The organism is Methylobacter sp. Wu8 (assembly GCF_036440755.1).
GTDB classification, from domain to species: Bacteria; Pseudomonadota; Gammaproteobacteria; order Methylococcales; family Methylomonadaceae; genus Methylobacter_A; species Methylobacter_A tundripaludum_A.
In genome coordinates this window covers 1-25,509 of record NZ_JAZGVT010000044.1, presented here as the reverse complement: position 1 = coordinate 25,509, position 25,509 = coordinate 1, and the positions used below count along the sequence as shown (strand labels likewise).

The window sequence follows — 25,509 nt, the reverse complement described above, 5'->3', positions numbered from 1 at the left end:
ACCTTGTTAGTTAAAATTTTTATCCGGCGTGCCTACCTCTTCCGCACGTTTATTTAATGTCCACCTTAGTGCCTTTAATTTCTACATCACCACTCGCCTCCAGCTTGAAATCTTTGGCACTTTTTAAAGTAATACCCTTATCATCCATCGTTATACAGTTGCCATGCTGATCTTTTAGTTCAATTTTTTTTCCGTCATCATCAAGGGTAATGGTATTTTTGCCCGGTGTTTCGATATACACAATCGCTTTCTCATCATCAAAACCGATGACCATACCTTTTTTACTGACAATGCCCCGGCCATTGTTTTTATCATCCGGCTGACCAAAACGCGTTGGCGTACTGTTTTTTGATCCATACAAAGAACCTAAAATAATGGCTTGACGCGGGTCGCCGTTAACAAACCCCATGACCACTTCATCGCCAACTTCCGGCCGGAAAAAAAAACCGCGATCTTTGCCTGCATCCGGCGAGGCAAGACGTGCCCACAAGGTGTTGCCATCATCCGGTAACGTCGGCCATTTAATCTTTACTTTCAATTCCTTGTCGGGATCCTCGCTAAGATCTAACACCTGTCCGATATGCAGCCCTGAAATACCGGGCAGCAAACCCGAGGCAGGCAGACCATTAGCCTCATCGCTGTTTAACAGCCATTGATCGGCAAGACCGAGCTGTATATCGGTAATCCAGGACCCCGGAGTAACACGATGGCCGATACCGGTAACGATCGCTTTGCCATCAAAACGTTTGCCTAGGCCTTTAATTTCTATCGCATCCAATAACGCTACATCGGTTCTTCCGGGTAAAGACACACATCCGCGAATTAAACTCAACTGAGTTCTAGCCAGTTTGCCGGTGATCCAGGCGGTTAACTCTGCCTGGCTCAATGCTGCCGAAGTCGCTAACGCATAATCTTCACCGCCTAAACTTCCAGCCAGATCTTGACTGCTTAAATTGCCCGGCGTCAAGCTAAGATTATCTGACTTGTCGGTCTTTAGACTTTGCTGATTTTTGACATCCCAAGCTGAGGCGGAAACTTTTTTATACTGGCCTACGCCATTGGCCTCAATATCGATGTTATAAATCTCATCGATGCCCTGCTCCAAGGTTACCGCCGCTGCACTGGGAGCTTTTATCGATAATGCGGAAATCGACTCGTCCTGTATTGTAATGAGCAAACCGTTGCTTTCAGCCCTCGCCAAGACAAAGTCCCAATCGCTGCACGCATATTGCACAAGTTCCGCATGTTTAGGCTGAGTGCTGTCGATTGTTTTGGCTTTTAACTTATGCAGCCCGATTATTTTTTTTATAACTTCATCATCACTCATTTCGGCAAAAACACGGTGATTTTTACCTTGGGTCATGGCAACCGCGGCATCTTTAATGATCACGGTCAACGTTGAATTACCCGGTTCGGCATTAATCTCCTGTCTCGCCACCAAGCCTGTAAAGACGGTTTTTTCTGTAGACGGATCTTCTTCGTAGCGCAGCTTGATTGTAATTTTTTTGCCCGGTTCAAATATATCGGTATCGCTGAGCACAAATTCCCTACTTGCAGCATCACCGTCAACATAGACCAACTCGGCGTACGGAATCCGATTAACCTCCATATTTACGTGAACTGACAATAAGACGTAAATGGGGTCTATGTCTTTACTATCACTCTGTATGGTAACGGTAACAAAGTTCATAGCGGCAAGTTCTTACACTAAAGGCGGAAAAAACAAGCGTTGTCCAGGGTTTAGATTCCTAAAATCATCCAGTTGATTTTGTTGCGCTATCCACAAGTACTGGTTTGATGTGCCGTATATCTCTTTGCTTAATAAAGGCAGCGTATCGCCGTCCTTGACTATACGGCTATGGGTTAAGTCGGGGGAACTTAAGCCGGCAATCGACTGACTTTTTTTAGCGTTCTGGTCGAATAGCAAAGAAATGTTTAATTCTGCGCGTAACGGTGTGCCATCAGGGTTAAAAAGGGTATAGTTAATATCAACGCTTTGAAGTCGGCAGGGAAAAGTCAGCTTACCCCAGGTCACGTCCAAATAATTCGGCTGATGGAGTTTACCGTTTATGTCAGAGGCGATGGAAAGAAACTGCTTAATTCTGTCCGCCACGCTTAAGTTGTTACCCGTCAGCGCATTGGCCAAGGCTTCCACGCCCAACTCATTGCTACCGGTACCGTCAAGTAGCAGCTTTAACGATAACAGCGGCGGCGGCGTATAGCCGAAAGTCACTGTCTGCGAGGCAGGATTTAAGCTGGGCTTTTTAAGCAGTTTGGTAGAATACTTTTCACTAAAAGATTCCGGGTTGAACATGGCTTTAAAAGGATCACCCACCTTTTCGGTTCGTTTGTCATCCTTGTAGGCCGTTATGGTCAACTTTTCCAGCTTGAATGGATTGCTTAGTGGCATGTTATCGCTCTTGTTTTCTGTTCAGAATTTTTAACACTTGTTTAACGCAGGCTTCAATAATCGCGTCGCGACCCTGCATGTCATGTTCCCCTGTTTCAGTACCCGTTTCCTCAGATGAGTTTTGTTCATCTTTAATGACTGCCCTGATGACAAGTTCACGAATTTCAACCGCCATACCTTTATAACCTGATTGCTTGCATACGTTGATAGGCTAATTCCATGGTTTCAATGACAACTTGATTCGACTCGGCAGACAACTCGGAAACAGTCCATTTGACCGGATATGCCGTCATAAACAACCAACCACTAACAGGTATACCGGATTCATCGAATAAGGTCACCAGTACATTACAGGGATTAAATTTAAATAACGACATAGTGGCATTAAATTCCGCAACTAATATCGAACCGATTGCCATACCCCGCTCTAAAACCAGATTGTCATACTGTACGTGCGTCGGCAAATGATGCGTGAATAAATTCTGCCCGCCCTCATTGACGGCTTGCGTATCGATTCGAGAGTTAAGTCCCGAGACTTTGCTAAAACGAATGTCCAAAGGATTAGGAACAACGCCCCCTACAAGAAAAAACACGCCGAAGCGAAACGCCAATGGCGGCCCGCCGTGTACGGCTTGATAAAGATCACCGGGTATATCCATAATCGTCACATAAGTTAAGAGGGGTGGTAATCCGCTTCCAAATCGGTAGCGACTAATTCCATACTGATGATCGCAACTTCATTGCTGTTTGCGGTAAAAGTAGGCGCATCAAGTTTGGTTGGCAAAGCTTGTTTCACTTTCCAGCGAATCACCGGCAAGCCTTTTTCATCACAAAGATCAATAATAACATCGCGCCTGCTGGTTATTAACCAAGGGTCTAAGTAACAGCTATTGAGCCAGTTTTGCAAAAAATCGCCATTCAGGGTCAAGCCTTTTTTTAAAGTCAATTTAATCGGCTGACGCATCCCTGGAACGATCTGAATGCCCATCAGGAAACTGAATCCATGTTTGTAAGTCACCGGTTCATACGCAATCGACAAACCGGATACCTCCGAAAAGCCCAACACATTAGCCGCGCCATTATCTAATATCGTTACCCGATAGTTGTACGCGGGTAACGGATACGTCGACTTAATGTCCTCTTTGCTTAATGCCATCGGCGTTTAAGCTTCCTCAATCACAACGCCGTCAGCCATTAGCGACATGCTTTCAATCGCAGCATCGTTAGACTTGGCGTCAAAACTGGGAGCATCGAGTTTGGTCGGAAATGCATTGATGACTTTCCAGCTAATAACGGCTTTACCTTGTTCATCGCATAAGCGGACATAAATATCCTTCTTTTCCAGCTGATTGATAGTCGCAGTGCTGATCCATTTATACAGTGTGGCAACACTGGTCACGCGCACCATGCCTTTTTTTAAGGTAATATTTACAGGCTTAAGTTGCGCGGGCATATATAAAGTGCGGGTACCGGCAATGCCGCTTGCAGTTTGGCTTTCAATATAGGTGCTGGTATTGTATTCAATGGTTAAACCCGATACTTCGGTAAAGGCGATCGCCACACCGGCAATTTCAACCTTATAGTTGTAAACGGGCAAAGGATAGGATTTTTTTATTTCATCTTTGGTAAGTGCCATAACAGTGACTCCATGAAGTTAGTAGTAGGTCAAAAGACGTGAGCAGTTTTAAGCTTCCTGCAACTTATGCGAGAAACGCAAGACGATAAATTCAGCGGGTCTGACAGCTGCCACGCCAATAGTCACTATCAATTTTCCTTCGAGTATATCTTGGGCCGTCATGGTCTTGCCTAAGCCGACGCTGACGAAATAAGCAGACTCCGGTTTGGAACCGGCCAAAGCGCCTTGTTGCCACAAACCATAAAGATAGCTTTCGATCATCGCTTTAACTTTCAGCCAAGTCGTTGCGTCATTCGGTTCAAAAACGGCGAATGCCGAAGCTTTGCGTGTCGACTCTTCAATGGTAATAAACAAACGCCGTACCGAAACATAACGCCATTCGTTATCGTTACCGGCTAAGGTACGCCCTCCCCACACTAAAGTTCCCTTACCGGTAAAGGTACGGATAGCGTTGATAGATTTACCGGCAGTCGGGTCGATATTGAGCGAATCCTGCTCTACATCGGAAATTTTGCTGACAGGGCCTATCACCGAATTTAAGCTGACATTGGCCGGCGCTTTCCAAACGCCACGATCCCGGTCAACACTGGCGTAAACACCGGCAACCGCGGCGCTGGGTGGCAGTTCTACGCGCTGACTGCTCAAGCTGGTTTTGATTTGATTATACAGTCCGGTATTGGCGCCTTTTAGATCAGATAATGTGGGTTCAGTCGCTGCAACTGCGTCAATATTTTTGAGGGTAATTGCGGCAACTGTGTCACCGCCGGTTCCGTTGATGGTCACATTGAACCCCCCGGCAGCATTGGCATTTTTCCAGGCCGCCCATAGATCAGCCATTTCCGTACCCGTCGGTTGCAATACATCTGCTGCCGCAATAGGAATTTTTATTTCCAAGGTTTTGATATTATTGGCGCCTGAAGAAACAGTGAATTCGGCTTTGCCGGTAGTCACATCGGCATCGGTAGCTATTTTGATTTTTGGCACATCTGTAGCAGCGCCAGTGTAAATCACATTAACCCCGTTGGTGTTAGAGGTAATTTGAAAGCTCTTACCCACAGCCGTTTGCTTGACGTCGGTTTCTTTATACTGAAAATTCAGCGTGGTCGTTAAGTAAGGGTAATAAACGGCGGCGTAACTAAGGTTATTGCTGCCGATACCGGTTCTAAAGTCATCAATCTTTTCGCCTTTAGGGACATCGACAATTAAAAACCTATCACCCAGTTTTTTACACTGAGCCAATGCTGTCGTACACAAACTGTAATAATCAGCCGCTTTGAGTGGCGTAGCATCTATCAATACTATCAGCGTCGGCTCATCCTCCTTCTCAAGAGCCGCAATCGCCGGAATAAAATCAGCTTTAGCGGGCGTTGCCGAATAATTACCGACTGAGATAATGTAGCAACTGCCGCCGCCGTTTTGAAAATACAAGCTGAGGCCATAATACATCAAAAACTGGTCTTGCTTGGCATCGGTTCGGGTAATTGCCCCTATGCTTTGCGAATCAGTGCCGGGATTATTAACCGCCACGCTAAAAGCGCTCGGATTGGCACCGCCGAACAGATTCTCGTAATCAAGCATGGTGTCAATACGGGTAGGTTTTAAAAGCGGCCCTTTTTCCGTGTAGCCGATAAAAGCCGGTATTGCAGTCGCCACCGAAGCGACAGAGGGCGCTAAGGTAGAAATTTCTTCAACGTATACGCCTGGAGTACTGTAAGAAGTCGCCATGGATTTACCCCTTGATTAATATTGTGTTAGTAAAATATTTCACGATTTCATAAATCGCGTCTGTAGGTTTTGAACCTGTCTTGGCCTCGACATGAAAATAATTCCGATAACAAGGGCTGGGCAAATGTTCAAAAACGATGTGCTCACCTAGCTTAAGCTGCAAATGCTTAGTACAGGATTCACGGCAATCTAAAGTCTGTTCGCATACAAAACAAACAATGGGCATGGAAGGATACTGCTTGGCGAGTTGAGTATAGATGCTATCGTCAGATAACTGTTCACAGCGCTGCCAAGTCGTTTTTTGAATGTCTTGTCCGACATCGACAATCGCAAATTGATCACTATTGCTTTGATCTGTTACCACATAGTAAAACCATAAAACCGGCTTAGCAAAAAAACGAATTTCATCAGCTCCGAGTGTGGGCGCAATTTGATTAAAGTCGCGTTTAATAGCGATACTAAGCAGCGGCTCGTTATCATTAGGCCTAGTCAAAAAGCCTTGCTGAGGATTAGCTGTAAGCCCTTGCCAACCCAGTGAATTAGAAAGCTCAAGACGCTGATCGGAATACAAGGCAAAATCGTTGTTTTGCAGATTAAGATCGAAAGATAGCTGGCTGTTGTCAGCAAAACGAATCAGAGGTTGTTGGTTATCGAGCGGTACATAAACCGTCAAACCGTAAGGATCGGGTTTAACAACACAGCGATGATTGTTCAGTAAACTTGCGGTTTGAGCATCGGCAGTAATGGAAAAATCAGGGCATTCGCCACGGTCATAGAAAGAATGCATTAGCTTAATCATGACTAATGGCGAATAATTCATAACCGCTCCTGATTAAGGATAATTTCGCTAATATCGGCTGCCGGCATTCCTCCGTCGTCAACAAAAGTGAGGGCTTTTACCTTATAAACCAGCGAGGGCAAATAGCTGCTTCGTAAAATCCCCCATAACTCATTTTGTTGCGTGGTCGTGAGGGTATTAAGCTCTAACACCAGATGATCGATAGGATTGCCTAACTCGGGTGCATTTTGCCGATCCAAATAATGATTAGCTTGAAAATAGCTGAGAATCATAGAAAGGTAGTGCAGGCTTTGTTCATAGTCCTTAAATTTGGCTACGAACAGGATATGGAGGTTGATATTGATCTCAGGACTCACTTTACGCGTTGATCCATCATCAGCCACTCGTACATAATTATCGGCCTGCCGGTTAATGACGTCTCGTTCAATGTTAAACAACAGCAACGATACTGCGCCGAGCTTAAAACTCGTAGAATCCGGTTTTTGGTCGCCATCGACAAAAACCACTTTATCTTCGCCCGCATCGGCGAGGCCAGCTCCCGATAGCGAATGAAAATGCGCGTTAAGGCGATTTTTCAGAAAAACCAATACGTCTGCAATCATGTTAGTAAACTGCTATTCAATACTTAAAAAGAAAAACCAGCCAGCAATCACATCCAAAGAAAGAACAAATTGATATCTTTCAACATAGATAAAAACCAGGATACCTTGCTGACATTACAATTTCAGACATTCGAAAGGCCACGCAATGTGATGACGTAAGCACACCCCAAGACTAACCTATCTTATAAGCCGCTAAAACTATTCACCCCATCAATCTAAAAACATGAACGCAGAGAGCTCATGAAATTTGAGCCCTAACATATAACATATGCGCATTAAATGCAACATTGCAACTCACTTATTCTGTTAATGTTAAAGCACCCAATAATTCCTCTGCCACCGGTACTCTTTAAGCGTTCTCAGCATTGTTGCTCGTGAATTCATAAAAAAATTCCAGTGACGGATTTCGATTTTCGTGACAGACTCATCAAAGTATATTTCGGCTTATCTGTTCTCCCGCTGCCGTAAAATTATCGGTTTATTGCGTAGATAGGATTCATTCATATAACCATAATTTAAAACTATGCCAGATACGTCAAGATTGTTTTTCGCCTTATGGCCTGACGATGAAACCCGGCAAACGCTGACGTGTTTAAAACGATCTCTCCCGTCCAAAGACCTCAAATGGGTACAGCCGCACAACCTGCATGTAACGTTAGTGTTTTTAGGCCATGTTGACCCAGCCACTGAATTATCGATTAAACAGTCCGTCAACGACATTAGCGCCCAACCTTTTGCACTGACTTTCGACAGCTTAAGTTATTGGAGTAAACCCAGAGTTTTATGTTTATCCTGCAAGCAAGTTGCGCCGGAAGCGGCAAAGTTGGCAGCCGAATTAGACATTCGTGTTCGCGCCAACGGTCTGCCCACCGATAGCCGGCCCTATATCCCTCACATCACTCTGGCGCGGCATGCCTGCCATTTACCGGACATCAAATTTGAACCTATAGCTTGGCGAGCCGAAGCTTTTTGCCTTGTTGAATCCTGTAGTGAAGCGGGTGGCGTCCGTTATAAAGTGATACAGCAATGGCCTTTTATAAACCCAACCGCTAATCTTGATTAATATTTTTAATTTGACTGGTGAACCGGCCTTGCGCAAGACGGGTTTGCACAATATCGCCCAGTTTAAGCTGCTCGGTAGAGCGGATGATTTCCCCGGAAGACGGCCGAATTGCCATGGCATAACCCCGGTTTAACGTTGCCAGCGGACTGACTGCATGCAAAGTCTGGCTGGAGTTTAATAAGCGCTGCTTAAGCTGCTCCAACTTATGTGTGGCAGCGAAAGCCAGGCGTTTACTCAAAAAATCCTGCCGTTGTTTATGGCTGTTGATGATTACCGCAGGATTATGTTGCCATAATTTGGCGGATTTTGCCTCAATACTGGCCGTCATATGGCGGATTTTGGTATGTATGCCTAGCGTAAGCCTAGCCTCCAGCTCCTCCATACGCTGCGCGTTTCTTGCCAGTTTCTGTCCCGGATGCTGCTGTTGTAAGCGCTGACTCAGCCAATCCAGCGTTTGCTGTTTTTGATTCAACTTGCGTTGCAGTTGCTTTTGCAGCCGCGATTCCAGATAAATGAATCGGGACAACCATTGCTGCTGATCAGGGCTGACATGTTCTGCGGCCGCCGAAGGCGTTGCTGCGCGCAAATCGGCGACAAAATCGGCAATGGTAAAATCGGTTTCGTGCCCGACGGCTGAAATGATCGGAATTTCGCTGTCATAAATAGCTCTGGCGACAAGCTCTTCATTGAATGCCCAGAGATCTTCCAGCGACCCGCCGCCCCGCCCAACAATAATAACGTCACATTGCTTAAGCCGGTTGGCCGTGGCTATCGCCCCGGCAATCTCAATTTTGGCGTTATCGCCCTGCACGGCAACCGGGTAAACAATCACAGGTATCGCCGCAAAACGCCGCCGCAACACGGTCAGTATGTCTCTGATGGCCGCACCTGACGGCGAGGTGATCACGCCAATGGCTCTAGGCAACGTGGGCAGAGGTTGTTTATGCGCGGCATCGAACAGACCTTGTTCCGACAGCTTTAGTTTCAACGCATCAAATGCCCTGCGTAAAGCCCCGTCACCGGCTTCCTCAATATGTTCGACAATAAGTTGGTAGTCGCCTCGGGGCTCGTACAGACTGACTTGCGCCCTGACCACAACCTGTTTGCCGTTTTCCGGCTTAAACGCCAACCGGCGCAGCTGGGTGCGGAACATGGCGCAACGGACCTGAGCATTAGCATCCTTCAGCGAAAAATAAAGATGACCTGAAGAAGGTTGCGTTGCGTTGGATATTTCACCCTCCACCAACACCGACAGGAAGTGCTCGGCAAGTAATTGGCTGGTTTCACGGTTCAGCTGAGTAACGGTGATTATGTCGCGCCGGATGGACGCTGATGCACGGGTTATAGCCATTTAAATGTATTTTGTATTGTAGGAAGCTTATGCCCGTTCGCTCTTTTTTTGTATGCTCTCTCGTTGAAGCTGATTGATATAGCGCTGAACGGTTGATTCAAATACCGGCGTTATCTTGGTAAAAACACAGCCTATTTTTTGAATTTTGAGTGAATCGATTTTCTCGGGGTTAATGATGAGCTTAGAGCAGACCTTAAATGAGATAGCATCCTCACCTGTTTCCGAAAGTACAAGCTTGCACTGTTCAAATTGTGTGCCGGGGAGCATCAAATCGGATATTTCAGCGGACGTATTAAGGAGGGAAAACCCCGTCAGACTGATATCGTACAATATTAAATTAACGGTTTTTTGCTCGTCCAATGCCAACTGGCAATAGCTGCCTTTTGAACGCGGCGACTTTATCCGAAAGAACTCTCTGCGCTGCATCCAAAAGATTGATTCAGGAATTGGCATAGCAAAAGCCGGGTCCCCCTTATAAAGGATAGGCTCCAGCTTGCTTCCTCTAAAAGAGCACTTAATGCCAGCAAAATCGGCTTCGAAAACAATTCGGGCAGCCTTGATAAGCTGTTGATTTAATTCTTCTTTAGGGCCGTAATCGAAAATCAGGGCATTATTTGCTTCATCAATCTCGAGTATTGCGGTAAGAAAAAATGCTTGGCCTTCGCCAAAACGAACGCTCACCAAGCATTTGTTCTTAATCAATACAGATAAATTATGGATTATTTGCCTTGGATTGTAGATTGAAAAAGAGGAGGCTTCGCTCATTAGTAATGGCCATGTGGTTTTTGCCGGCTACAGGACGAAGTAACGTGTAGCCGTAAATATCTTGCATTGTGAAAAAAATTAATTTTCACTCTCGGTGAATGTTAGTACGGTTCTTATTGCTCATTACTCTTTCTGTAAGTCTTCCCGTTGAATCTGCTGCATATATCGCTGAATAACTTCTTCAACCGGTCGTGTTAACTTGACAAACCTACAACCTATTTTTTGAATCTTCTGTAATTTGTCAGGGTTGATTATGTATTTAGCGCAGACCTCAAAAGAAACCAGACCCTCACCCGCATCAGCAAGTACGAGCTTGCCTTGCGTAATTATTTCGCCAGGTATCATCAGTTCCGAAACTTCTTTGGAAACATTAAGCATTGCGAAACCAGTAAGACTGATATCGTACAATTTAAGGTTGACGGGTTTATTGCCTTCCATTAGCAACTGGCAATAACTGGATTTCGAAAGCGGCGATTTTACCCTAAAATACTCTCTACGCTGCATCCAAAAGAGCGATTTAGGGATAGGCATACTGAATGCAGGCTCCCCTTTATGGGTGATTTTTTTTAGCCCCGTACCCACGAAAGAAACTTTAATGCCGGTATAATCGGCATCAAACGAGATTTTACCGGCATTAAGTATGCGTTGATTTAAATCTTCCTTGGGACCGTAATCTAAAATCAGTGTGTTATTTTTTTCATCGATACCAAGCAATGCGGTGATATAGGATTCATTATTTGTCCCAAAACGAGCACTAAGCAGGCATTTATTTTTCACCATCAATGATAAATGGCTGATTATTTGCTTTGTATTTTGGATCGCAAAAGAAGATATGTCGTTCATTTATATGTGTTAATTAGTTAGTAATTATTTTGCATTAAGCGCAAATCATTACGCATACATAAAAACTCACCGTTTCTGTAAACCCCTTGTCAACCTTTCAGCCTATCAAGCTCAATGAATTATGCAAAGCCGGTGTATTCAGTTGAATCCTCAGCTTATCGTTTATTTTTTGAGGTTTATGTGGATTGGTTCATCCAAAATGTTTTTAAATACTGCTAAGTCCAATATATTGTAAAATATTTACTATTCAAGTACAAATAGGGGTGTCGTGTGGCGTGGTTGCTTTTGTTTTCCGCCGGAGTTTCGGAAATAGTATTCGCTTTAAGTCTAAAATACAATCAAGGCTTTACCAAGCTGTGGCCGAGCATCATAACGATGGTGTCCGGAGGTTGTAGTTTTTATTTACTAATGCTGGCAATTAAAACTTTACCGCTGGGAACCGCATATGCCGTTTGGACGGGCATGGGAGCAGTCGGAGTAGCTATCTTGGGTATTATCCTTTTTAAAGAATCCGCCGAGCTGTATCGACTATTATCAATTACGCTGGTAATTGCTGGGATTATCGGCCTCAAATTAACTGACAATTCTTAGTGCTGCACCTTATTTTTCAACCATCGATTGAAGCCGCCATTCTAAAACGCATTGATACAGGGGATGTTGCAGTGTTTCTTGACAACGCAGTCTTGCGGACCTTACAAAATAGCGACATCAGCAGCCTATTAACGCAACAGCTAGCCGGCAACCGTCTTTGTGTATTGTTAGATGATATTACCGTGCGCGGAATCATCCCTAATGAGCTAGTAAAAGGCATCGAGGTGATAGATTACGCCGGTCTGGTTGAGTTGACCGCCAACAATCCGGTTATTCAGTCATGGTCGTAACAAATCGGGATTTACCGCTGGAAACGACCGATCAGGGTTTTTTGATCAATCCGGCAAACTGGGATGAAAATATCGCGCAACAACTGGCCGAATTAAATAATATCGCCCTAACCGCTGAACACTGGGAAATTATTTTGTTTATCCGGCATTATTATCAGCAGTTTAAGCATTTACCCAATGCGCGGGTCTTTACTAAAGCGATTGCCAAGGAACTGGGCGAAGCAAAGGGTAACAGTCGCTATTTACATAAATTATTTCCCGACGGTCCGTTAAAATACTCATGCAAGCTGGCCGGTTTGCCTAAACCGCCCACCTGTTTATAGCAGCTCCTCATGCGCATCAACTAGAGTACTTAATTCACCGCGAAGGCGCGAAGAAATAAAACTTCGGTTTCTTCGCGGTAATTGCTTGAAAGCGGATTGTCATAATCCCTACCCTTGCTTAAACCGGTGAATCAAGCGCCTTTCTTTTTTGTTCGGTTTATGATCCTTGGCGCTAAAATCGAACAATTCCCGCTGCTCACGGTTTTGAATGATTTGTTGCTCCCGTTTGGCGAGGCTTTCAGGACTCTCCTCGTAAAGCAAAACCGCTTCTTTAGCCGAGCGCCGTTGGCCGTTAATGCCGGTAATCCTGATATCCCACCGATAATTGTCTTTGCTGATAGAGAGCGCCACGCCGGTTTTGACCTCTTTTCCGGGCTTCGCGCGCTGGTCGTTGACATGAACTTTCCCGCCCGAAATAGCCTCAGCGGCCAATTTTCGCGTTTTAAAGAAACGCGCCGTCCATAACCATTTATCCAGACGGATCACTTCCGGTTCGGACATTTAAACTATTTCATTACCGCTTTCAGCCCAAGCTTTAAATCCGCCCGCCATGCTGACAGCATTATTGAAACCCATCTTGTTTAATACTTCCGCAGCCAATGCGGAACGGCCGCCGGTTTGGCAATAAACGATGATATGGGCGTCTTGTTTATCCTGAAAATCGGGATGCGCGCCGATTTTAAACTCCAATACGCCGCGAGGTATGTTAAACGCTCCCGGCAAGTGACCTGCGGTGTACTCTGCCGGCTCCCTGACATCCATGACGAGGCTTGCTCCCAGGGCTTTTTTGGCGTCATCAATATCAATCTCAACAATATGCTGTTTGGCTTGAGCAACAAGATCCATTGCGGTAAGTGTCATAATTATCTCTGGAAAAATAAAAAATAATGTTAGCCATAATGAAGGGCCGGTTTATTTGGGCCCGCCATTATCAGCGTAAGGTTAGTTGTACGGCGGCTATTTTAGATAAAAACGGTGATTTTTGTCTTTAATTTTCATCCAGACTTACGACTAAACAGGCATTGATACGCAAAAAAAGAAGAGCCGGGACGGACGACCGCCGAAGCAGCCGCCCATAACAGGTGAAATTAGTTGATGTGCTTTTTTAATTCTTTGGGTAAAGAAAACACCACTTTTTCCTCGATACCTTGAATCTCAATAGCCGATTGTCCACCCCACTGTTTTAACTGATCAATAACTTCCTGAACCAGTACTTCAGGCGCGGAAGCGCCGGCGGTGACACCCACCACTGCGATACCGTCAAACCAGTTTTTCTGCATATCTTTTGCAGTATCAATCAGGTAAGCCCGTTTACCCAGCTGCTCGGCAATTTCGCGCAACCGGTTGGAGTTTGAACTGTTCGGCGAACCAACCACGAGGATAATATCAGCTGTTTTGGCTAATTCATGAACTGCGTCCTGACGGTTTTGCGTGGCGTAGCAGATGTCGTCTTTTTTCTGTTCCTGTATGGCCTTGAAGCGCGCCCTTAAAGCATCGACCATAATCTTGGTATCCGTCATCGACAAGGTGGTTTGCGTAACATAAGCCAAGTCATCGGGATTTTTTACCTTCAGATTTTTAACGTCTTCCGGGGTTTCTACCAAGTATATGCCGCCATTGTCCGTACCTCTTTCATATTGCCCCATCGTACCTTCAACTTCAGGGTGCCCGGCATGACCGATCAGGATGACTTCACGATTCTCTTTGGCATGTTTGGCGACCTGTAAATGGACTTTGGTGACCAGCGGGCAGGTAGCGTCGAAAACCGTTAAATTACGCTCCTTGGCTTCCTGCTGTACTTGCTTGGAAACGCCGTGAGCGCTGAAGATCAGATAAGAACCGACCGGTACGTCGGTTAAATCTTCAATGAAGATTGCGCCTTTTTCTTTAAGGCCGTCAACAACCGTGCGATTGTGAACAACTTCGTGACGAACGTAAATGGGGGCGCCGAAAGCCTGGATGGCCTGGTCAACAATTTCAATAGCCCGGTCTACACCGGCACAGAATCCACGAGGGTTGGCGAGTACAATTTGCATATCTTGACTTCTTTACTAGGTTAATTTGGAGTTATTCTAACTCAACATGGTCTCTGATACGATAATTCCGTCGGCATCAGCATATAAAAAATGATTTTGTCTGAAATTGACACCGGCAAATGTGACTAATAAATCACGGTCGCCGTGGCCTTTCTTATGGCTTTTCAACGGATGCGTATGCAGCGCGCGAATGCCAATCGGGAGTTGATTGATAATTGCAGAATCGCGGATGCACCCATGAATCACAATGCCCTGCCAGCCATTGTCGATGGCAAGCTTTGCCATATCGTCGCCCAACAAAGCGCATCGGTGGGAGCCGCCGCCGTCAACAACCAACACCCTGCCCTGCACTTTCTCTTCCAGAATTTTTCGGACCAAAACGTTGTCTTCAAAAACTTTTACCGTAGTAATTTGGCCGCAAAAACTTGAGTGGCCGCCATAAGATTTAAGTAGCGGTTCGGCAATTTGGAAGTGGCTTTCCACTGAATGGGCATCGCAAAGATCGGCTGTAGTAAAAGTCATGATTCAAATCTCAAAAGGATAAAAGGCGGCGAAGAGCGAAAGGTTTTTTGCCTTTTGTCCTTCGCCTATCTCAAGTATATCGTGCCAACAAGCCGTTATCGCCGCAAATGCCCGGCAGCGGTATTTTCACTTCATAGCCGCCGCCCGACGCTTCTTCCATTTCTTGTCCATACATGCCTTCCATGCGTTCGACGATAATATCCCGATTGCCTTCCGGCAGTATCAATTCCAGCTTGTCGCCGACCGAAAACTTGTTCTTAACATCAATGGTTGCAAGGCCGGTTGCCGGGTCGTAACTCCTGATTTCTCCGCAAAACTGCTGCTGATGGCTTTTGGAGTAGCCGGTCATATAGTTTTGGTGCTCGTGGGTATGGTGGCGCTGATAAAAACCGTCGGTGTAACCCCGGTTGGCGAGATTTTCCAAAACGCCGATTAATTCAGGCTGGAATGGACGCCCCGCCAACGCATCGTCAATCGCCTGACGATAGGTTTGTGCGGTACGCGCCACATAATAATGCGACTTGGTACGGCCCTCGATTTTAAGACTGTCCACGCCGATTTCGACCAAGCGCTGCACATGCTCGATGGCTCTTAAGTCTTTCGAATTCATGATGTAGGTGCCGTTTTCGTCTTCCATCACCGGCAGCAATTCGCCTTTGCGGCCCTCTTCTTCCAGAAAATACACCTTGTCGGCCAACGGATGCCGCTGTGCCCCGCCGCAGCTGGCATTGCTGATGTCGGACATCGACAATACTTCGCCAACCGGCAAGTAATCTCCCTCTGCATTTTCTTCTGCAGGCAGCGTGTCGTATTTCCAGCGGCAAGAATTGGTGCAAGTCCCCTGGTTAGGATCGCGGTGATTGAAGTAGCCGGATAACAAACAGCGGCCGGAATAGGCAATGCATAACGCGCCGTGGACAAACACTTCAAGTTCCATATCGGGGCAAAGCTGGCGGATTTCTTCAACCTCATCCAGCGACAGTTCGCGGGACAAAATGACCCGCTCGACGCCCATGCTTTTCCAGAAATTGACCGACGCATAATTGACGGTATTGGCCTGTACCGACAGATGGATCGGCATGTCCGGCCAGGCTTCGCGGGTCATCATAATCAAACCCGGATCGGCCATAATCAAGGCGTCAGGCTTCATCGCGATAATCGGGGCAATATCCTTGATAAAGGTTTTAACCTTGGCGTTATGCGGAATCACATTGGTCGCCAGGAAAAACTTCTTGCCCAACTGGTGGGCTTCATCGATGCCTTTAGCCAGATTATCAGCAAGAAAATCGTTATTGCGGACCCTAAGACTGTAACGAGGCAATCCTGCATACACGGCGTCAGCGCCATATGCGAAAGCATAGCGCATATTTTTAAGGGTTCCGGCAGGTGAAAGTAATTCGACTTGTTTCACGCAGGGCTGTCCTGCCCTGCGCCCTTCGGATAAATGCAAATCCGCTCCCGGCGGATTGGTCACGTCAGGCTGTCCTGCCTGACGCCCTTCGGGTAAATGTAAATTTGTTCCAGACATATTTGTCATGTTGAAGTATATAAATGAACGGTATGGGGTATTCTACCGTAACCGGCTTAGGCAAGCCAAAAATGGGAGTAGATTGAATGTGGATAGTATTGTTTATAATCGCGGTGCTGTTTGTTTTGGGCGGCGCGTTAATGCTGTTGCGGTCGGCCAAGATGCCGAAAATTCCCGATAATGTGAAAGCACAGCCTTATGAGGACGATGATGAGTAGGTAAAATCGGCTCAAAGCATACACCACGAAGGCACGAATTTCACGAAGAAAAGACCAGAGTAAAAACTTCTTGCTCTTCGTGTCTCGGCAACTGCTCCATGCCTTGCTCTACCTCCTGCCCATTCAGTCGTTCGTGGTGATTAATCAATCTGTACGCGTTCGCAGTGTAAAAGTAACCGGCCCGTTATTGACCAGCGAAACCTGCATATCGGCACCAAACTGGCCGAATTCAACTTTTGGGTAGGTTTGCTTTGCCAATTGTTGTAAATAATCGAACAGCTCCCTGCCTTTTTCCGGCGGCGCGGCAGAAATAAAACTGGGACGGTTGCCTTTTTGGGTATCGGCCGCCAGCGTGAATTGCGGAACCAGCAACAAGCCGCCGTTAATATCCCTCAAACTCAAATTCATACGATCGTCGCTATCGGCAAAAATCCGATAATTGAGGATACGCTCCAGCAGGCGTTGGGCGTCTTTTTCCGTGTCCGCCTTTTCCACCGCAACCAGCGCCATAATGCCGGTATCGATTTTGCCGATGTCCTGATTGTTGACGGTGACTTTCGCGGTAGTTACGCGTTGGATAATGGTGATCATAGTGGTTGTTGAATAAGATTTGCCGATGGAATCAGTTCCAAGCCTGCGGTGGGATGATTGTAGACATAAACCCATGCGATAACGGAGTGCCCGTCTTTAAGCAATACAACCTGCTTCCGACGGATATATTCATTGGGTTCAGGGAATTCGGGACCGAATTCTTCATAGCGATCAAGAAGGGGAAGCGCAACATCGGCTCGATGAAGCTGATAGACTTCGCCTTGCACCACGTCGTTGGGATCGTCAGAAGGAACTGCGCCTGGGTAATAATCGATTTTATAAAGTTTGCCGCAATAGCTGGCATCATTCACAAATTCTGCATACTTCGCCAAAAGCTGAGACATTTCGCTGTTCGCATCGCGCCTGAGCGTTCCGTAAACAAAAATATATTCGAGGGACATTTACAGCGGCAACCTGCGACGTAGACTAAACTCCGCGCCACAGAATATCCACAAAACTACAACAGTTTGACAAGTGCAGCAATAATAGCAATTTGTCCAAATGCCAAGCCTATTCCCCATTTAATCAAACGATTCTCCATATCCATTAAGTCAGCCTTGGTTGCCAGTTGTGAATCCATCGCTTCAGCAAATGCATCTTTCTGCGCTTCTGCAATAGCAGCCGCCTGCTCGCGTGGCAAACCGGCCTTTTCCAGTTTTTCAGCAAACTTTAACGTATCGAAAGTAATCGTTGCCATAGCACTGTCTCTATTAGGAATGACTGTAACGCCATAGTAGCACGGGAAAGTGCTTTGGTAACCAGCGTAGATTTTAATAGTGACGCTGGAGCCCTTCGACAGGGCTCAGGACAGGCGCCACTAACTGCGTTCCCACGCCGGAGCGTGGGAACGATACAATTTAAATTTTAGTGTCCAACCTCAACCTTAGCACCCTTGGCCTGGCCGATGGCAGCCAACGTTTGATCAAACCAAGGCGCATCGATATTAAATGGTTTGCCGCCCTTGATGCGTGGGAACTCAATCGCACGCAAGACAAAGTTTTGATCGTCATCGTGGCCGATAACGCCTGACTCACGGCGGAACGCGCACTCAACAGCCAGATCGGCGCAAGATTTGATCAAGCGGATGTCTTCGACATTGGCTGCGGAAGCGCGAGCAAAATAGCCTGATTTTTGCACCAGGGTTTTTTCCGCACCGATCATTTCTGCAAACTGGTCGCCAAACCATTTACCAGGGTTTACCGCATCCAATTTGACGTGGCCGAACGCATCGCGCGGCACTTCCTGGCCTTTAGCTTGCATTTCAGCAACGATGGACTCAACGCCCGCGCCCTCTGAAACGAAAATATTGACGCAATCTACCTTGTCCATCACCGCTCGAAGACGTTTTGCTTCGGCAGCAATATCGACAGCCATTTCCGGGATAAATACGCCATGCACTTCATAAGTGGCGCGATCCAGACCCAACTCAGGCAACCATTCGGCGCGATCCAACAGCTTGCGGTATTCCAACGCGGTCGCAGCAGTCAGCCAGCCGCAGCTACGTCCCATCACTTCATGGACAATCAGCATCCGCGGGTTGGAATTGTTTTCGGCGACCACGTTCCAGAAATAACGAGCGCCCTGCTCGGCCGCGGTCCAGGCGCCCAGCGATTGTTTAATCGGAAACACGTCGTTATCGACGGTTTTAGGCAGGCCGATAACAGTCAAACCGTAGTTGTTTTGCGCAAGAAAAGCGGCAAGATCGGCCGCTGCGGTATTGGTATCGTCACCGCCGATCGTGTGCAGAATATCCACGCCGTCTTTGACCAGTTGGTCGGCAGCCACTTTTTGCGGGTCCTGACCTTCCTGAACCAATCCGCGTTTGATGCAGTCTTTAACGTTGGTCAGCTTGACGCGGCTGTTGCCGATCACCGAGCCGCCGAAACGATGCAAAAGACCGGCTTTTTCGCGGATTGCCGGAGTGACCGTGTAATAATCACCCAGTAACAGACCTTTATAACCGCTACGGTAGCAGATGATTTCAATGGTTGGATCGATTTCAGTGTAACGCTCGATAAGGCTGCCGATGGCTGAGTTTAAGCAGGGAGCCAAGCCGCCCGCCGTAAGAATCGCTACTTTTTTAGGTTTGTTCATGGGAAAACTCAAATAGTGAAATTAAAAAACGGAAATTTTATCATACAAAAGCGAGGCTTTTTTAGTCTTTCGCCTTGATCCTGGCGTCTACAATCAACCTTCCTGATGATAGCCGACAATGCGCTCAACCTCGTTTTTCGATCCCAATATAACAGGAACCCGCTGATGCAGGGTTTTGGGTTTGATGTCGAGGATGCGCTCGCGGCCGGTGGAGCAAGCGCCGCCTGCTTGTTCGATAATAAACGCCATCGGATTGGCCTCGTACATAATGCGCAGCTTTCCGGCTCTGGACGGATCGCGCAAATCATACGGATACATAAAAACCCCGCCGCGCGTCAGTATCCGGTAAACCTCCGCCACCATCGACGCGACCCAGCGCATATTAAAATCCTTTTCGCGCGAGCCATCCTTGCCCTGTAAACACTCGTCGATATAACGTTTTACCGGTGGCTCCCAAAAACGCTGGTTCGACATATTGATCGCAAACTCACTGGTATCATTAGGAATCGTCATATTGGGATGAGTCAGGATAAATTCGCCTATATCCTGGTCCAGCGTAAAGCCGTTAACACCCTGCCCAGTCGTTAAAACCATCATCGTAGACGGGCCGTAAAGCACAAAACCGGCGCAAACCTGCTCAGCCCCCTTCTGTAAAAAATCCTCCAGCGCCGGGTCCACACCCTCACGGCAACGCAATATCGAAAATATGGTGCCTACCGCCAGATTGACATCGATATTTGAAGAACCGTCCAACGGATCGAACAGCGCCAAGTACTTGCCTTTTGGATACTGCGGGGGAATAAGGATAATGTCATCGATTTCTTCCGACGCCATACCTGCCAAATGACCGGTCCAGTTCAGCGCATCGACCATAATGTCGTTGGTGATGATGTCCAGCTTCTTTTGCACTTCGCCTTGCACATTCTCGGAATCGGCGCTGCCCAGCACACCAATCAGATTGCCTTGATTAACCAGGTGCGAAATTTTCTTACAGGCTGTCACTACATCGTTCAGCAATGAAGTAAACGCTCCCGATACACCCGGCAACTCGCGCTGCTGTTCAATAATAAACTGGGTCAAAGTAACATGCTTGGTCATTCTTTATCGCTCCGATGGTGTGTAGTCTTGTTTAAAAAATACTTTCAATAATTACATACAGCGTCTGTGAACGCGAGGTTCTGCGCAATAGCTCTTTGCTAAACAAAGAAACTACCTGTTTATATATCAATCGCATATTGTAAATCATAAAAGGCGGCATTGATGTGGCTAATATGGATGTTATCACCCTATAGCCGGATCACAACTCCCCGCCATAACGTATACTCAATACATGCAAAATCACTTGATTAACCATAGAGCTTGATACCCATGTTGCAAATATCCAATCAAGTCAGCATCCCGGACAGCGAGATTGAAGTTCATTCGATTCGCGCACAGGGAACCGGCGGGCAGAATGTCAATAAAGTTTCAACAGCCATTCATTTACGATTTGACATCGGCGCGTCCTCATTACCCGCGTTTTATAAAGAAAAACTGCTGGTTTTAAATGACCAACGCATTTCAAAAGAGGGCGTAATTATCATCAAGGCGCAACAGTACCGCACCCAGGAAAAGAACAAAGAAGACGCCTTAAATCGGCTACAGACGCTCATTCAAAGCGCGGCTGTCACGCACAAAAAGCGCAAAGCCACCAAGCCAACCAACGGATCGAAGCTAAGGCGCCTGGATAGCAAAACCAAACAAGGCCGGCTTAAGTCATTAAGAGGAGCTATTAAATTAACACCTTTTTAGGAAGCCTCCCCGACTTGTAACATAACTTTCATTTGTTTCTGTTAACATCAAAACGCCGTCGAACTTAATTGGTAACTTTAATTCTCTACGGGCAGATATTGCTCCCTAACCAACGCCGCCTTTCGGAATAAGTCACCCATGATCATGGTTATGCGAAAAACAATTCAATTTCTTTGGCGAGCCGCCTGAACAATAATTACCGGTTAAACGGATCGACAAAGCGCCTGTGCTTGTAACACACTGCTAAAAGATTGATTATGGATAATAACACCTATCGAACCATCTGGATCTCCGATCTGCACCTGGGTTCCACCCAATGCCAAGCCGATGTTTTACTCGATTTTCTAAAGTACAACGAGAGTGAAAAACTTTACTTGGTGGGCGACATTATCGATTTTTGGTCGCTTTCCAAGAAAATGTATTGGCCCAGAGATCACAATACGGTGATTCAAAAAGTCCTGCGCAAGGCAAGACACGGCACTCAGGTTATCTATATACCCGGCAACCACGACGAAAATATCAGGCAATACGACGATTATGTCTTTGGCGACATCGCCGTCAAAAATTCAGATGTGCATTCCACATCCACGGGAAAGCAATTCCTGATTGTCCACGGCGACGAATATGACACCATTGCCAAATGCCACAAGTGGCTTGCCAAACTAGGCAGCGACGGATACGACTTTCTCATTGAGGTCAATCGCCTGCTGCGAATGGTCAGGCTTTGGTTTGGCATACACTCAAACTTCTCCCTTGCCGCCTTCGTTAAATTCAAAGTCAAGAATGTGGTTCAGTTTATTTCCGATTATGAAGAAAGCATCGTCAATACGCTTAAAGACCAGGGCCTGGACGGTGTTATTTGCGGGCATATACACCACGCTGAAATGAAGGATATAGACGGATTCTTATATATCAACACCGGGGATTTCGTGGAAAGCTGCACCGCGATAGTGGAGCACGCCAATGGAACGTTGGAACTCATAAAATGGCACAAGACCGAGTCGGCCATTGCCCATCATGAGCCTCTGGAAGCCGACATTCACAGATAGATGAACCACAAACGACATATAAATCCAATAAATTCATATTAACCATTTAAGAGTGCAATGATTCTGCTTTCCGCAAAGTCGCACAGGGGTACACATTCGATGAATCGCGGTTTTAACACCATTCTTGCGGCCCAGTTCTTTTCATCACTGGGGGATAACTCACTGCTATTCGCTGCCATTGCGCTGCTCAAAAGCCTGGATGCCCCTTCCTGGCAAACCCCTGTATTGCAGCAATTTTTCGTCTTCGCCTTTATCGTTCTCGCTCCGTTTGTCGGCGCATTCTCCGATGCCTTGCCGAAAGGCCAGGTCATGTTCATTAGCAACAGCATCAAGATAATCGGTTGCGCCGCCATGTTGTTGGGTTTGCATCCATTGCTCGCCTATGGCTTTGTCGGCGTTGGCGCGGCTTTATACTCGCCGGCTAAGTACGGCATTCTGACCGAATATCTGCCAACCGATAAATTGGTATGGGCAAACGGCTGGATGGAAGGCCTGACCGTTGCGGCTATCATTCTGGGTGCCATAGTTGGAGGATTATTGATTGGTCATCGTGTTGAAGATCAAATTATCCAGCGACTGGGCGGGCTTGAGTTCAATGCAGGCATTGATACCGCCCCCGAGTTCGCTATTTTGGTCATCTTGGGTTTTTATCTCGCGGCCGCGATACTCAATTGCTATATTCCCAAGCTGCCCATTGAACACACCTTGCCGAATCGAACGCCGGGATTCCTGTTGGCGGATTTTTGGCGATCTTTCCTGCTGCTGTGGAAAGACCCGTTGGGCCAGGTATCCCTCGCGGTAACCTCACTATTTTGGGGCGCGGGAACCAGCTTGCGTTTCATTATTCTCGCCTGGGCCGCGGTATCGCTAAAGCTCGACCTGGAACAAGCCACTCAATTGACTGCCTTGGTTGCGGTGGGCCTTGCCATCGGTTCCGTGGTGGCGGCCAAGGCTGTGCCGTTGGAACATGCCGTAAACGTATTACCCTTGGGAATAGCCATGGGCTTCGTTGTATTAGGCATGGCATTAGTCACCGATTGGCGGCCCGCAGCGCTGATGCTGATCCTGATTGGCGTCCTGGCCGGCAGTTTTTTGATACCGATGAACGCATTGTTGCAGTACAGGGGACATCAATTGATGGGCTCGGGACACTCTATCGCCGTACAAAACTTCAACGAAAATCTCAGTATTTTATTGATGCTCGGCGCTTATGCGTTGATGATTGACGCCGGATTTTCGGTGCATACCATTGTGGTCGTGTTTGGGCTATTTGTATCGATGACAATGGGTTGGTTAGCCAAAATACATGGCCATGATCAGGATGAATAGAAGGGAATGTTGATTTTGGTTTTTGATCTGCCGCGATTGTCTTTTTTAGGAGGATGCCATGCCTAATCCTATTCACCCCTTGCTCGCCGCCGACGTCATTATTGGGCTGACCGAGCCGCCGGCATTCCATCACGCCCAAACGCTTGTCGGCAAGAAATATCGGGAAACCGGGCAAATGGCACAATTACATGACTATCCTGCCCAAATTGCAGGCACATCAAACAAGTTTGTCATGCACTGATGAAAAAACGGGTTTTAATTATGTCGGCGGGGGCGGGAACCGGCCACATCAAAGCGGCTGAAGCGTTGGAGCTTTCCTTTGCCGCTGACGGCCGGGTTGCCGAAGTCATCAATAATGATGCACTGCAATACACCAACAAGCTGTTCCGGGATTTCTATTCCAGCTTTTATACCTCGCTGGTGCGGTCTGCGCCGAATTTCCTCGGTTGGTGGTATAAAACCAGCGATGAACCCTGGCACACGGATAGAATGCGACACATGATAGACCGGCTGAACACCAAGCCGCTGGTGCGATTTATCCGGGAATTCGACCCGGATATTACGGTCTGCACCCACTACATGCCCGCCGGCATCATCTCCCACCTGATTGCAACCCGGCAGTTGCAAGCGCGCCTGTCGATTGTGGTAACGGATTTCGATTTTCATGCGATGTGGTTGTCGCGTTCATTCCATCGCTATTTTGTCGCTATCGATGAAACCAGGGCTCATCTTGAAATGCTCGGGATTCCCAGCGAAAGAATCACGGTGTCCGGCATTCCCATCGCCCCCGTTTTTCAACAACCCGTCAACCGCGAACAAGAACGGCTTCGACTCGGATTGAACCCGGAAAAACCGGTTCTGCTGCTGTCGGCGGGAGCCTTTGGCGTGGGGCCTACCGAGTTCATGGTGGAGCGGATGCTCAACCTGAATAGCGACGCGCAAACGGTGGTTATTTGCGGACGCAACGATGAACTGAGACAGCGCGTCCTGCAATTAGTCGATAGCCGAAGCTCCCGGTTTAAAGTCCTGGGTTACACCGACGACATGCACAAACTGATGAAAATGGCCGATATTTTCATTGGCAAGCCCGGCGGCATGACGACCTCCGAGGCTATCGCCTGCGGGCTCCCCATGTGCGTGGTGTCCCCCATCCCAGGGCAAGAGGAAAGAAACAGCGATCATCTTTTGGAAGAGGGTATCGCCGTCAAATGCAACGACTTAACCACCCTCCCGTTTAAACTGGAGCGGTTGCTGGAAGATCCTGACCGGTTGGCTCGCATGAAACTCAATGCCTTGCGTTTTGCCCAACCCAATGCCTCGGCGACCATCGTCGATACCCTGCTCGAAGACCGCCTTCCGCCCTTATCATTTACCAAAAATCAACGGGCGGCGATTGCATTGGCAGCGGGGCCGGTCAGCGAGCGGGTAGCCCTTATCAATTACAACGCAACGCGGTAAGCCCCCTAAGGTGCAGCACCGTCTATTTTAACCGCGTCCCCTATCCGCATTTACCGCTTCAGTTTCTATTCAGCAAACAAAGCGCATCCTGCAAAACATTACAAAAGTCATCGCTTCCGATGACAAAAAACAGATCTGTATTACACTTAATTTTGTACATCAGTCCGAAAAACAAGAAGGTAAAAAATGGCTACCCAAAATTCCGATACCTATAACGATATTGCCGCTCCGATGAATCAGGCTTTCGATAACGGCAGTTTTTACGGCCTGGAATATATCCTTGACGAATTGATCATTGAAAAGCCGACTCCGGCAAACCCAAACCCGGTAGATTGGTTTGGCGCTACCGATTATTTTGCTTAGGATCGTGCCTAAATTAATTTAGGCAATTACCATGAAGAGCATGAAGGACATGAAGACTTAAACCTTTCATGCCGCTTCATGTCCTTCATGGTTAAAAAATGAAAAATAAAACTTGCTCAAGTTATTTCATGC

General features: G+C 47.1%; 33 protein-coding genes. 11 read left to right on the top strand and 22 right to left on the bottom strand.

The features are described 5' to 3' along the window. Positions 1 to 49: 49 nt before the first annotated feature. Genes vgrG through V3O24_RS04045 form a run of 9 tightly spaced genes read right to left on the bottom strand, consistent with a single transcriptional unit; the run spans position 50 to position 7,172 of the window. Positions 50 to 1,690 carry a type VI secretion system tip protein VgrG gene (vgrG, locus tag V3O24_RS04085; RefSeq protein WP_331306307.1) on the bottom strand — a complete coding sequence of 547 codons (1,641 nt, stop codon included), beginning with the start codon at positions 1,688 to 1,690 and terminating at the stop codon, positions 50 to 52. A 12-nt stretch (positions 1,691 to 1,702) separates the two neighbouring features. Continuing rightward, positions 1,703 to 2,410: a hypothetical protein gene (locus V3O24_RS04080; protein WP_104425096.1), complete on the bottom strand. Its 708-nt coding sequence runs from the start codon at positions 2,408 to 2,410 to the stop codon at positions 1,703 to 1,705. A gap of 1 nt (position 2,411) precedes the next feature. Beyond that, entirely contained in the window at positions 2,412 to 2,585 is a 174-nt protein-coding gene (locus V3O24_RS04075) for a DUF5908 family protein (protein WP_181049940.1), read from the bottom strand. Positions 2,586 to 2,589: 4 nt separating this feature from the next. Beyond that, the gene (locus V3O24_RS04070; protein ID WP_104425097.1) at positions 2,590 to 3,069 is read right to left on the bottom strand and encodes a phage tail protein; all 480 of its coding nucleotides are present in this window, start codon (positions 3,067 to 3,069) and stop codon (positions 2,590 to 2,592) included. Between the two features lie 14 nt (positions 3,070 to 3,083). Continuing rightward, positions 3,084 to 3,566 carry a phage tail protein gene (locus V3O24_RS04065; protein ID WP_104425098.1) on the bottom strand — a complete coding sequence of 161 codons (483 nt, stop codon included), beginning with the start codon at positions 3,564 to 3,566 and terminating at the stop codon, positions 3,084 to 3,086. A gap of 6 nt (positions 3,567 to 3,572) precedes the next feature. Continuing rightward, on the bottom strand, positions 3,573 to 4,046 hold the full coding sequence (locus V3O24_RS04060; protein WP_104425099.1) for a phage tail protein: 474 nt from the start codon (positions 4,044 to 4,046) through the stop codon (positions 3,573 to 3,575). Between the two features lie 48 nt (positions 4,047 to 4,094). Beyond that, complete coding sequence (locus V3O24_RS04055; RefSeq protein WP_331306306.1) at positions 4,095 to 5,771, bottom strand: phage tail sheath C-terminal domain-containing protein; 1,677 nt, start codon at positions 5,769 to 5,771, stop codon at positions 4,095 to 4,097. A gap of 4 nt (positions 5,772 to 5,775) precedes the next feature. Then, positions 5,776 to 6,591: a hypothetical protein gene (locus V3O24_RS04050; protein WP_104425101.1), complete on the bottom strand. Its 816-nt coding sequence runs from the start codon at positions 6,589 to 6,591 to the stop codon at positions 5,776 to 5,778. Next, on the bottom strand, positions 6,588 to 7,172 hold the full coding sequence (locus V3O24_RS04045) for a DUF4255 domain-containing protein (RefSeq protein ID WP_104425102.1): 585 nt from the start codon (positions 7,170 to 7,172) through the stop codon (positions 6,588 to 6,590). The genes V3O24_RS04050 and V3O24_RS04045 overlap by 4 nt, the downstream gene beginning before the upstream one ends. Before the next feature lie 523 nt (positions 7,173 to 7,695). Between V3O24_RS04045 and thpR the strand changes: the two genes are divergently transcribed. Next, the gene (thpR, locus tag V3O24_RS04040) at positions 7,696 to 8,235 is read left to right on the top strand and encodes an RNA 2',3'-cyclic phosphodiesterase (RefSeq protein WP_331306305.1); all 540 of its coding nucleotides are present in this window, start codon (positions 7,696 to 7,698) and stop codon (positions 8,233 to 8,235) included. On the opposite strand, the gene xseA is transcribed toward thpR, so the two are convergent. The 3 genes from xseA to V3O24_RS04025 form a co-directional block, all read right to left on the bottom strand. Beyond that, entirely contained in the window at positions 8,222 to 9,586 is a 1,365-nt protein-coding gene (xseA, locus tag V3O24_RS04035) for an exodeoxyribonuclease VII large subunit (RefSeq protein ID WP_331306304.1), read from the bottom strand. The genes thpR and xseA overlap by 14 nt on opposite strands. Before the next feature lie 27 nt (positions 9,587 to 9,613). Further along, on the bottom strand, positions 9,614 to 10,351 hold the full coding sequence (locus tag V3O24_RS04030) for a flagellar brake protein (protein ID WP_331306303.1): 738 nt from the start codon (positions 10,349 to 10,351) through the stop codon (positions 9,614 to 9,616). Between the two features lie 123 nt (positions 10,352 to 10,474). Further along, positions 10,475 to 11,194 (bottom strand): flagellar brake protein, encoded by a 720-nt coding sequence (locus V3O24_RS04025; RefSeq protein ID WP_104425106.1) that lies wholly within the window; start codon positions 11,192 to 11,194, stop codon positions 10,475 to 10,477. A 270-nt stretch (positions 11,195 to 11,464) separates the two neighbouring features. Here V3O24_RS04025 and V3O24_RS04020 point away from each other — a divergent pair, with 270 nt between their 5' ends. Genes V3O24_RS04020 through V3O24_RS04010 form a run of 3 tightly spaced genes read left to right on the top strand, consistent with a single transcriptional unit; the run spans position 11,465 to position 12,398 of the window. Further along, positions 11,465 to 11,785 (top strand): multidrug efflux SMR transporter, encoded by a 321-nt coding sequence (locus tag V3O24_RS04020; RefSeq protein ID WP_104425107.1) that lies wholly within the window; start codon positions 11,465 to 11,467, stop codon positions 11,783 to 11,785. After that, the gene (tusB, locus tag V3O24_RS04015) at positions 11,785 to 12,075 is read left to right on the top strand and encodes a sulfurtransferase complex subunit TusB (protein WP_104425108.1); all 291 of its coding nucleotides are present in this window, start codon (positions 11,785 to 11,787) and stop codon (positions 12,073 to 12,075) included. The genes V3O24_RS04020 and tusB overlap by 1 nt, the downstream gene beginning before the upstream one ends. Beyond that, positions 12,066 to 12,398 carry a TusE/DsrC/DsvC family sulfur relay protein gene (locus V3O24_RS04010; RefSeq protein ID WP_331306302.1) on the top strand — a complete coding sequence of 111 codons (333 nt, stop codon included), beginning with the start codon at positions 12,066 to 12,068 and terminating at the stop codon, positions 12,396 to 12,398. Before tusB ends, V3O24_RS04010 begins: the two co-directional genes overlap by 10 nt. A 108-nt stretch (positions 12,399 to 12,506) precedes the next feature. Here V3O24_RS04010 and V3O24_RS04005 read toward each other — a convergent pair whose 3' ends face one another. The 5 genes from V3O24_RS04005 to yegQ all read right to left on the bottom strand — a co-directional run bounded on the left by V3O24_RS04005 (position 12,507) and on the right by yegQ (position 16,367). Then, positions 12,507 to 12,899 carry a S4 domain-containing protein gene (locus tag V3O24_RS04005; protein WP_331306301.1) on the bottom strand — a complete coding sequence of 131 codons (393 nt, stop codon included), beginning with the start codon at positions 12,897 to 12,899 and terminating at the stop codon, positions 12,507 to 12,509. Beyond that, on the bottom strand, positions 12,900 to 13,259 hold the full coding sequence (locus tag V3O24_RS04000) for a rhodanese-like domain-containing protein (protein WP_104425111.1): 360 nt from the start codon (positions 13,257 to 13,259) through the stop codon (positions 12,900 to 12,902). A gap of 227 nt (positions 13,260 to 13,486) precedes the next feature. Continuing rightward, on the bottom strand, positions 13,487 to 14,434 hold the full coding sequence (gene ispH, locus V3O24_RS03995) for a 4-hydroxy-3-methylbut-2-enyl diphosphate reductase (RefSeq protein WP_104425112.1): 948 nt from the start codon (positions 14,432 to 14,434) through the stop codon (positions 13,487 to 13,489). A 36-nt stretch (positions 14,435 to 14,470) separates the two neighbouring features. After that, complete coding sequence (gene rraA / locus V3O24_RS03990) at positions 14,471 to 14,956, bottom strand: ribonuclease E activity regulator RraA (RefSeq protein WP_331306300.1); 486 nt, start codon at positions 14,954 to 14,956, stop codon at positions 14,471 to 14,473. A gap of 70 nt (positions 14,957 to 15,026) precedes the next feature. Then, complete coding sequence (gene yegQ, locus V3O24_RS03985; RefSeq protein ID WP_331306322.1) at positions 15,027 to 16,367, bottom strand: tRNA 5-hydroxyuridine modification protein YegQ; 1,341 nt, start codon at positions 16,365 to 16,367, stop codon at positions 15,027 to 15,029. 203 nt (positions 16,368 to 16,570) lie between these two features. Between yegQ and V3O24_RS03980 the strand changes: the two genes are divergently transcribed. Beyond that, positions 16,571 to 16,702, top strand: a complete 132-nt coding sequence (locus tag V3O24_RS03980; RefSeq protein ID WP_258076708.1) for a hypothetical protein — start codon at positions 16,571 to 16,573, stop codon at positions 16,700 to 16,702. A 144-nt stretch (positions 16,703 to 16,846) separates the two neighbouring features. Here V3O24_RS03980 and dtd read toward each other — a convergent pair whose 3' ends face one another. The 5 genes from dtd to V3O24_RS03955 all read right to left on the bottom strand — a co-directional run bounded on the left by dtd (position 16,847) and on the right by V3O24_RS03955 (position 20,485). Further along, positions 16,847 to 17,293, bottom strand: a complete 447-nt coding sequence (gene dtd, locus V3O24_RS03975; protein ID WP_331306299.1) for a D-aminoacyl-tRNA deacylase — start codon at positions 17,291 to 17,293, stop codon at positions 16,847 to 16,849. After that, positions 17,290 to 17,694, bottom strand: a complete 405-nt coding sequence (locus V3O24_RS03970) for a gamma-glutamylcyclotransferase family protein (RefSeq protein WP_331306298.1) — start codon at positions 17,692 to 17,694, stop codon at positions 17,290 to 17,292. Before V3O24_RS03970 ends, dtd begins: the two co-directional genes overlap by 4 nt. 56 nt (positions 17,695 to 17,750) lie before the next feature. Further along, the gene (locus V3O24_RS03965; protein ID WP_331306297.1) at positions 17,751 to 17,990 is read right to left on the bottom strand and encodes a hypothetical protein; all 240 of its coding nucleotides are present in this window, start codon (positions 17,988 to 17,990) and stop codon (positions 17,751 to 17,753) included. A 167-nt stretch (positions 17,991 to 18,157) separates the two neighbouring features. Then, positions 18,158 to 19,387: a pyrophosphate--fructose-6-phosphate 1-phosphotransferase gene (locus V3O24_RS03960; protein ID WP_331306296.1), complete on the bottom strand. Its 1,230-nt coding sequence runs from the start codon at positions 19,385 to 19,387 to the stop codon at positions 18,158 to 18,160. A gap of 93 nt (positions 19,388 to 19,480) precedes the next feature. Further along, the gene (locus tag V3O24_RS03955; RefSeq protein ID WP_331306295.1) at positions 19,481 to 20,485 is read right to left on the bottom strand and encodes a class 1 fructose-bisphosphatase; all 1,005 of its coding nucleotides are present in this window, start codon (positions 20,483 to 20,485) and stop codon (positions 19,481 to 19,483) included. Between the two features lie 270 nt (positions 20,486 to 20,755). On the opposite strand from V3O24_RS03955, the gene arfB reads away from it, so the two are divergent. The 6 genes from arfB to V3O24_RS03925 all read left to right on the top strand — a co-directional run bounded on the left by arfB (position 20,756) and on the right by V3O24_RS03925 (position 25,377). Then, entirely contained in the window at positions 20,756 to 21,178 is a 423-nt protein-coding gene (gene arfB, locus V3O24_RS03950; RefSeq protein ID WP_104425118.1) for an alternative ribosome rescue aminoacyl-tRNA hydrolase ArfB, read from the top strand. A 257-nt stretch (positions 21,179 to 21,435) separates the two neighbouring features. Then, on the top strand, positions 21,436 to 22,227 hold the full coding sequence (locus tag V3O24_RS03945; RefSeq protein WP_104425119.1) for a UDP-2,3-diacylglucosamine diphosphatase: 792 nt from the start codon (positions 21,436 to 21,438) through the stop codon (positions 22,225 to 22,227). Between the two features lie 99 nt (positions 22,228 to 22,326). Continuing rightward, positions 22,327 to 23,556 carry a lysophospholipid transporter LplT gene (lplT, locus tag V3O24_RS03940; protein WP_104425120.1) on the top strand — a complete coding sequence of 410 codons (1,230 nt, stop codon included), beginning with the start codon at positions 22,327 to 22,329 and terminating at the stop codon, positions 23,554 to 23,556. A 58-nt stretch (positions 23,557 to 23,614) separates the two neighbouring features. Continuing rightward, complete coding sequence (locus V3O24_RS03935) at positions 23,615 to 23,797, top strand: hypothetical protein (RefSeq protein WP_331306294.1); 183 nt, start codon at positions 23,615 to 23,617, stop codon at positions 23,795 to 23,797. Further along, positions 23,797 to 25,014 carry a glycosyltransferase gene (locus V3O24_RS03930; protein ID WP_331306293.1) on the top strand — a complete coding sequence of 406 codons (1,218 nt, stop codon included), beginning with the start codon at positions 23,797 to 23,799 and terminating at the stop codon, positions 25,012 to 25,014. The genes V3O24_RS03935 and V3O24_RS03930 overlap by 1 nt, the downstream gene beginning before the upstream one ends. 186 nt (positions 25,015 to 25,200) lie before the next feature. Continuing rightward, on the top strand, positions 25,201 to 25,377 hold the full coding sequence (locus V3O24_RS03925) for a hypothetical protein (protein ID WP_181049942.1): 177 nt from the start codon (positions 25,201 to 25,203) through the stop codon (positions 25,375 to 25,377). The last annotated feature ends 132 nt before the right edge of the window (positions 25,378 to 25,509 follow it).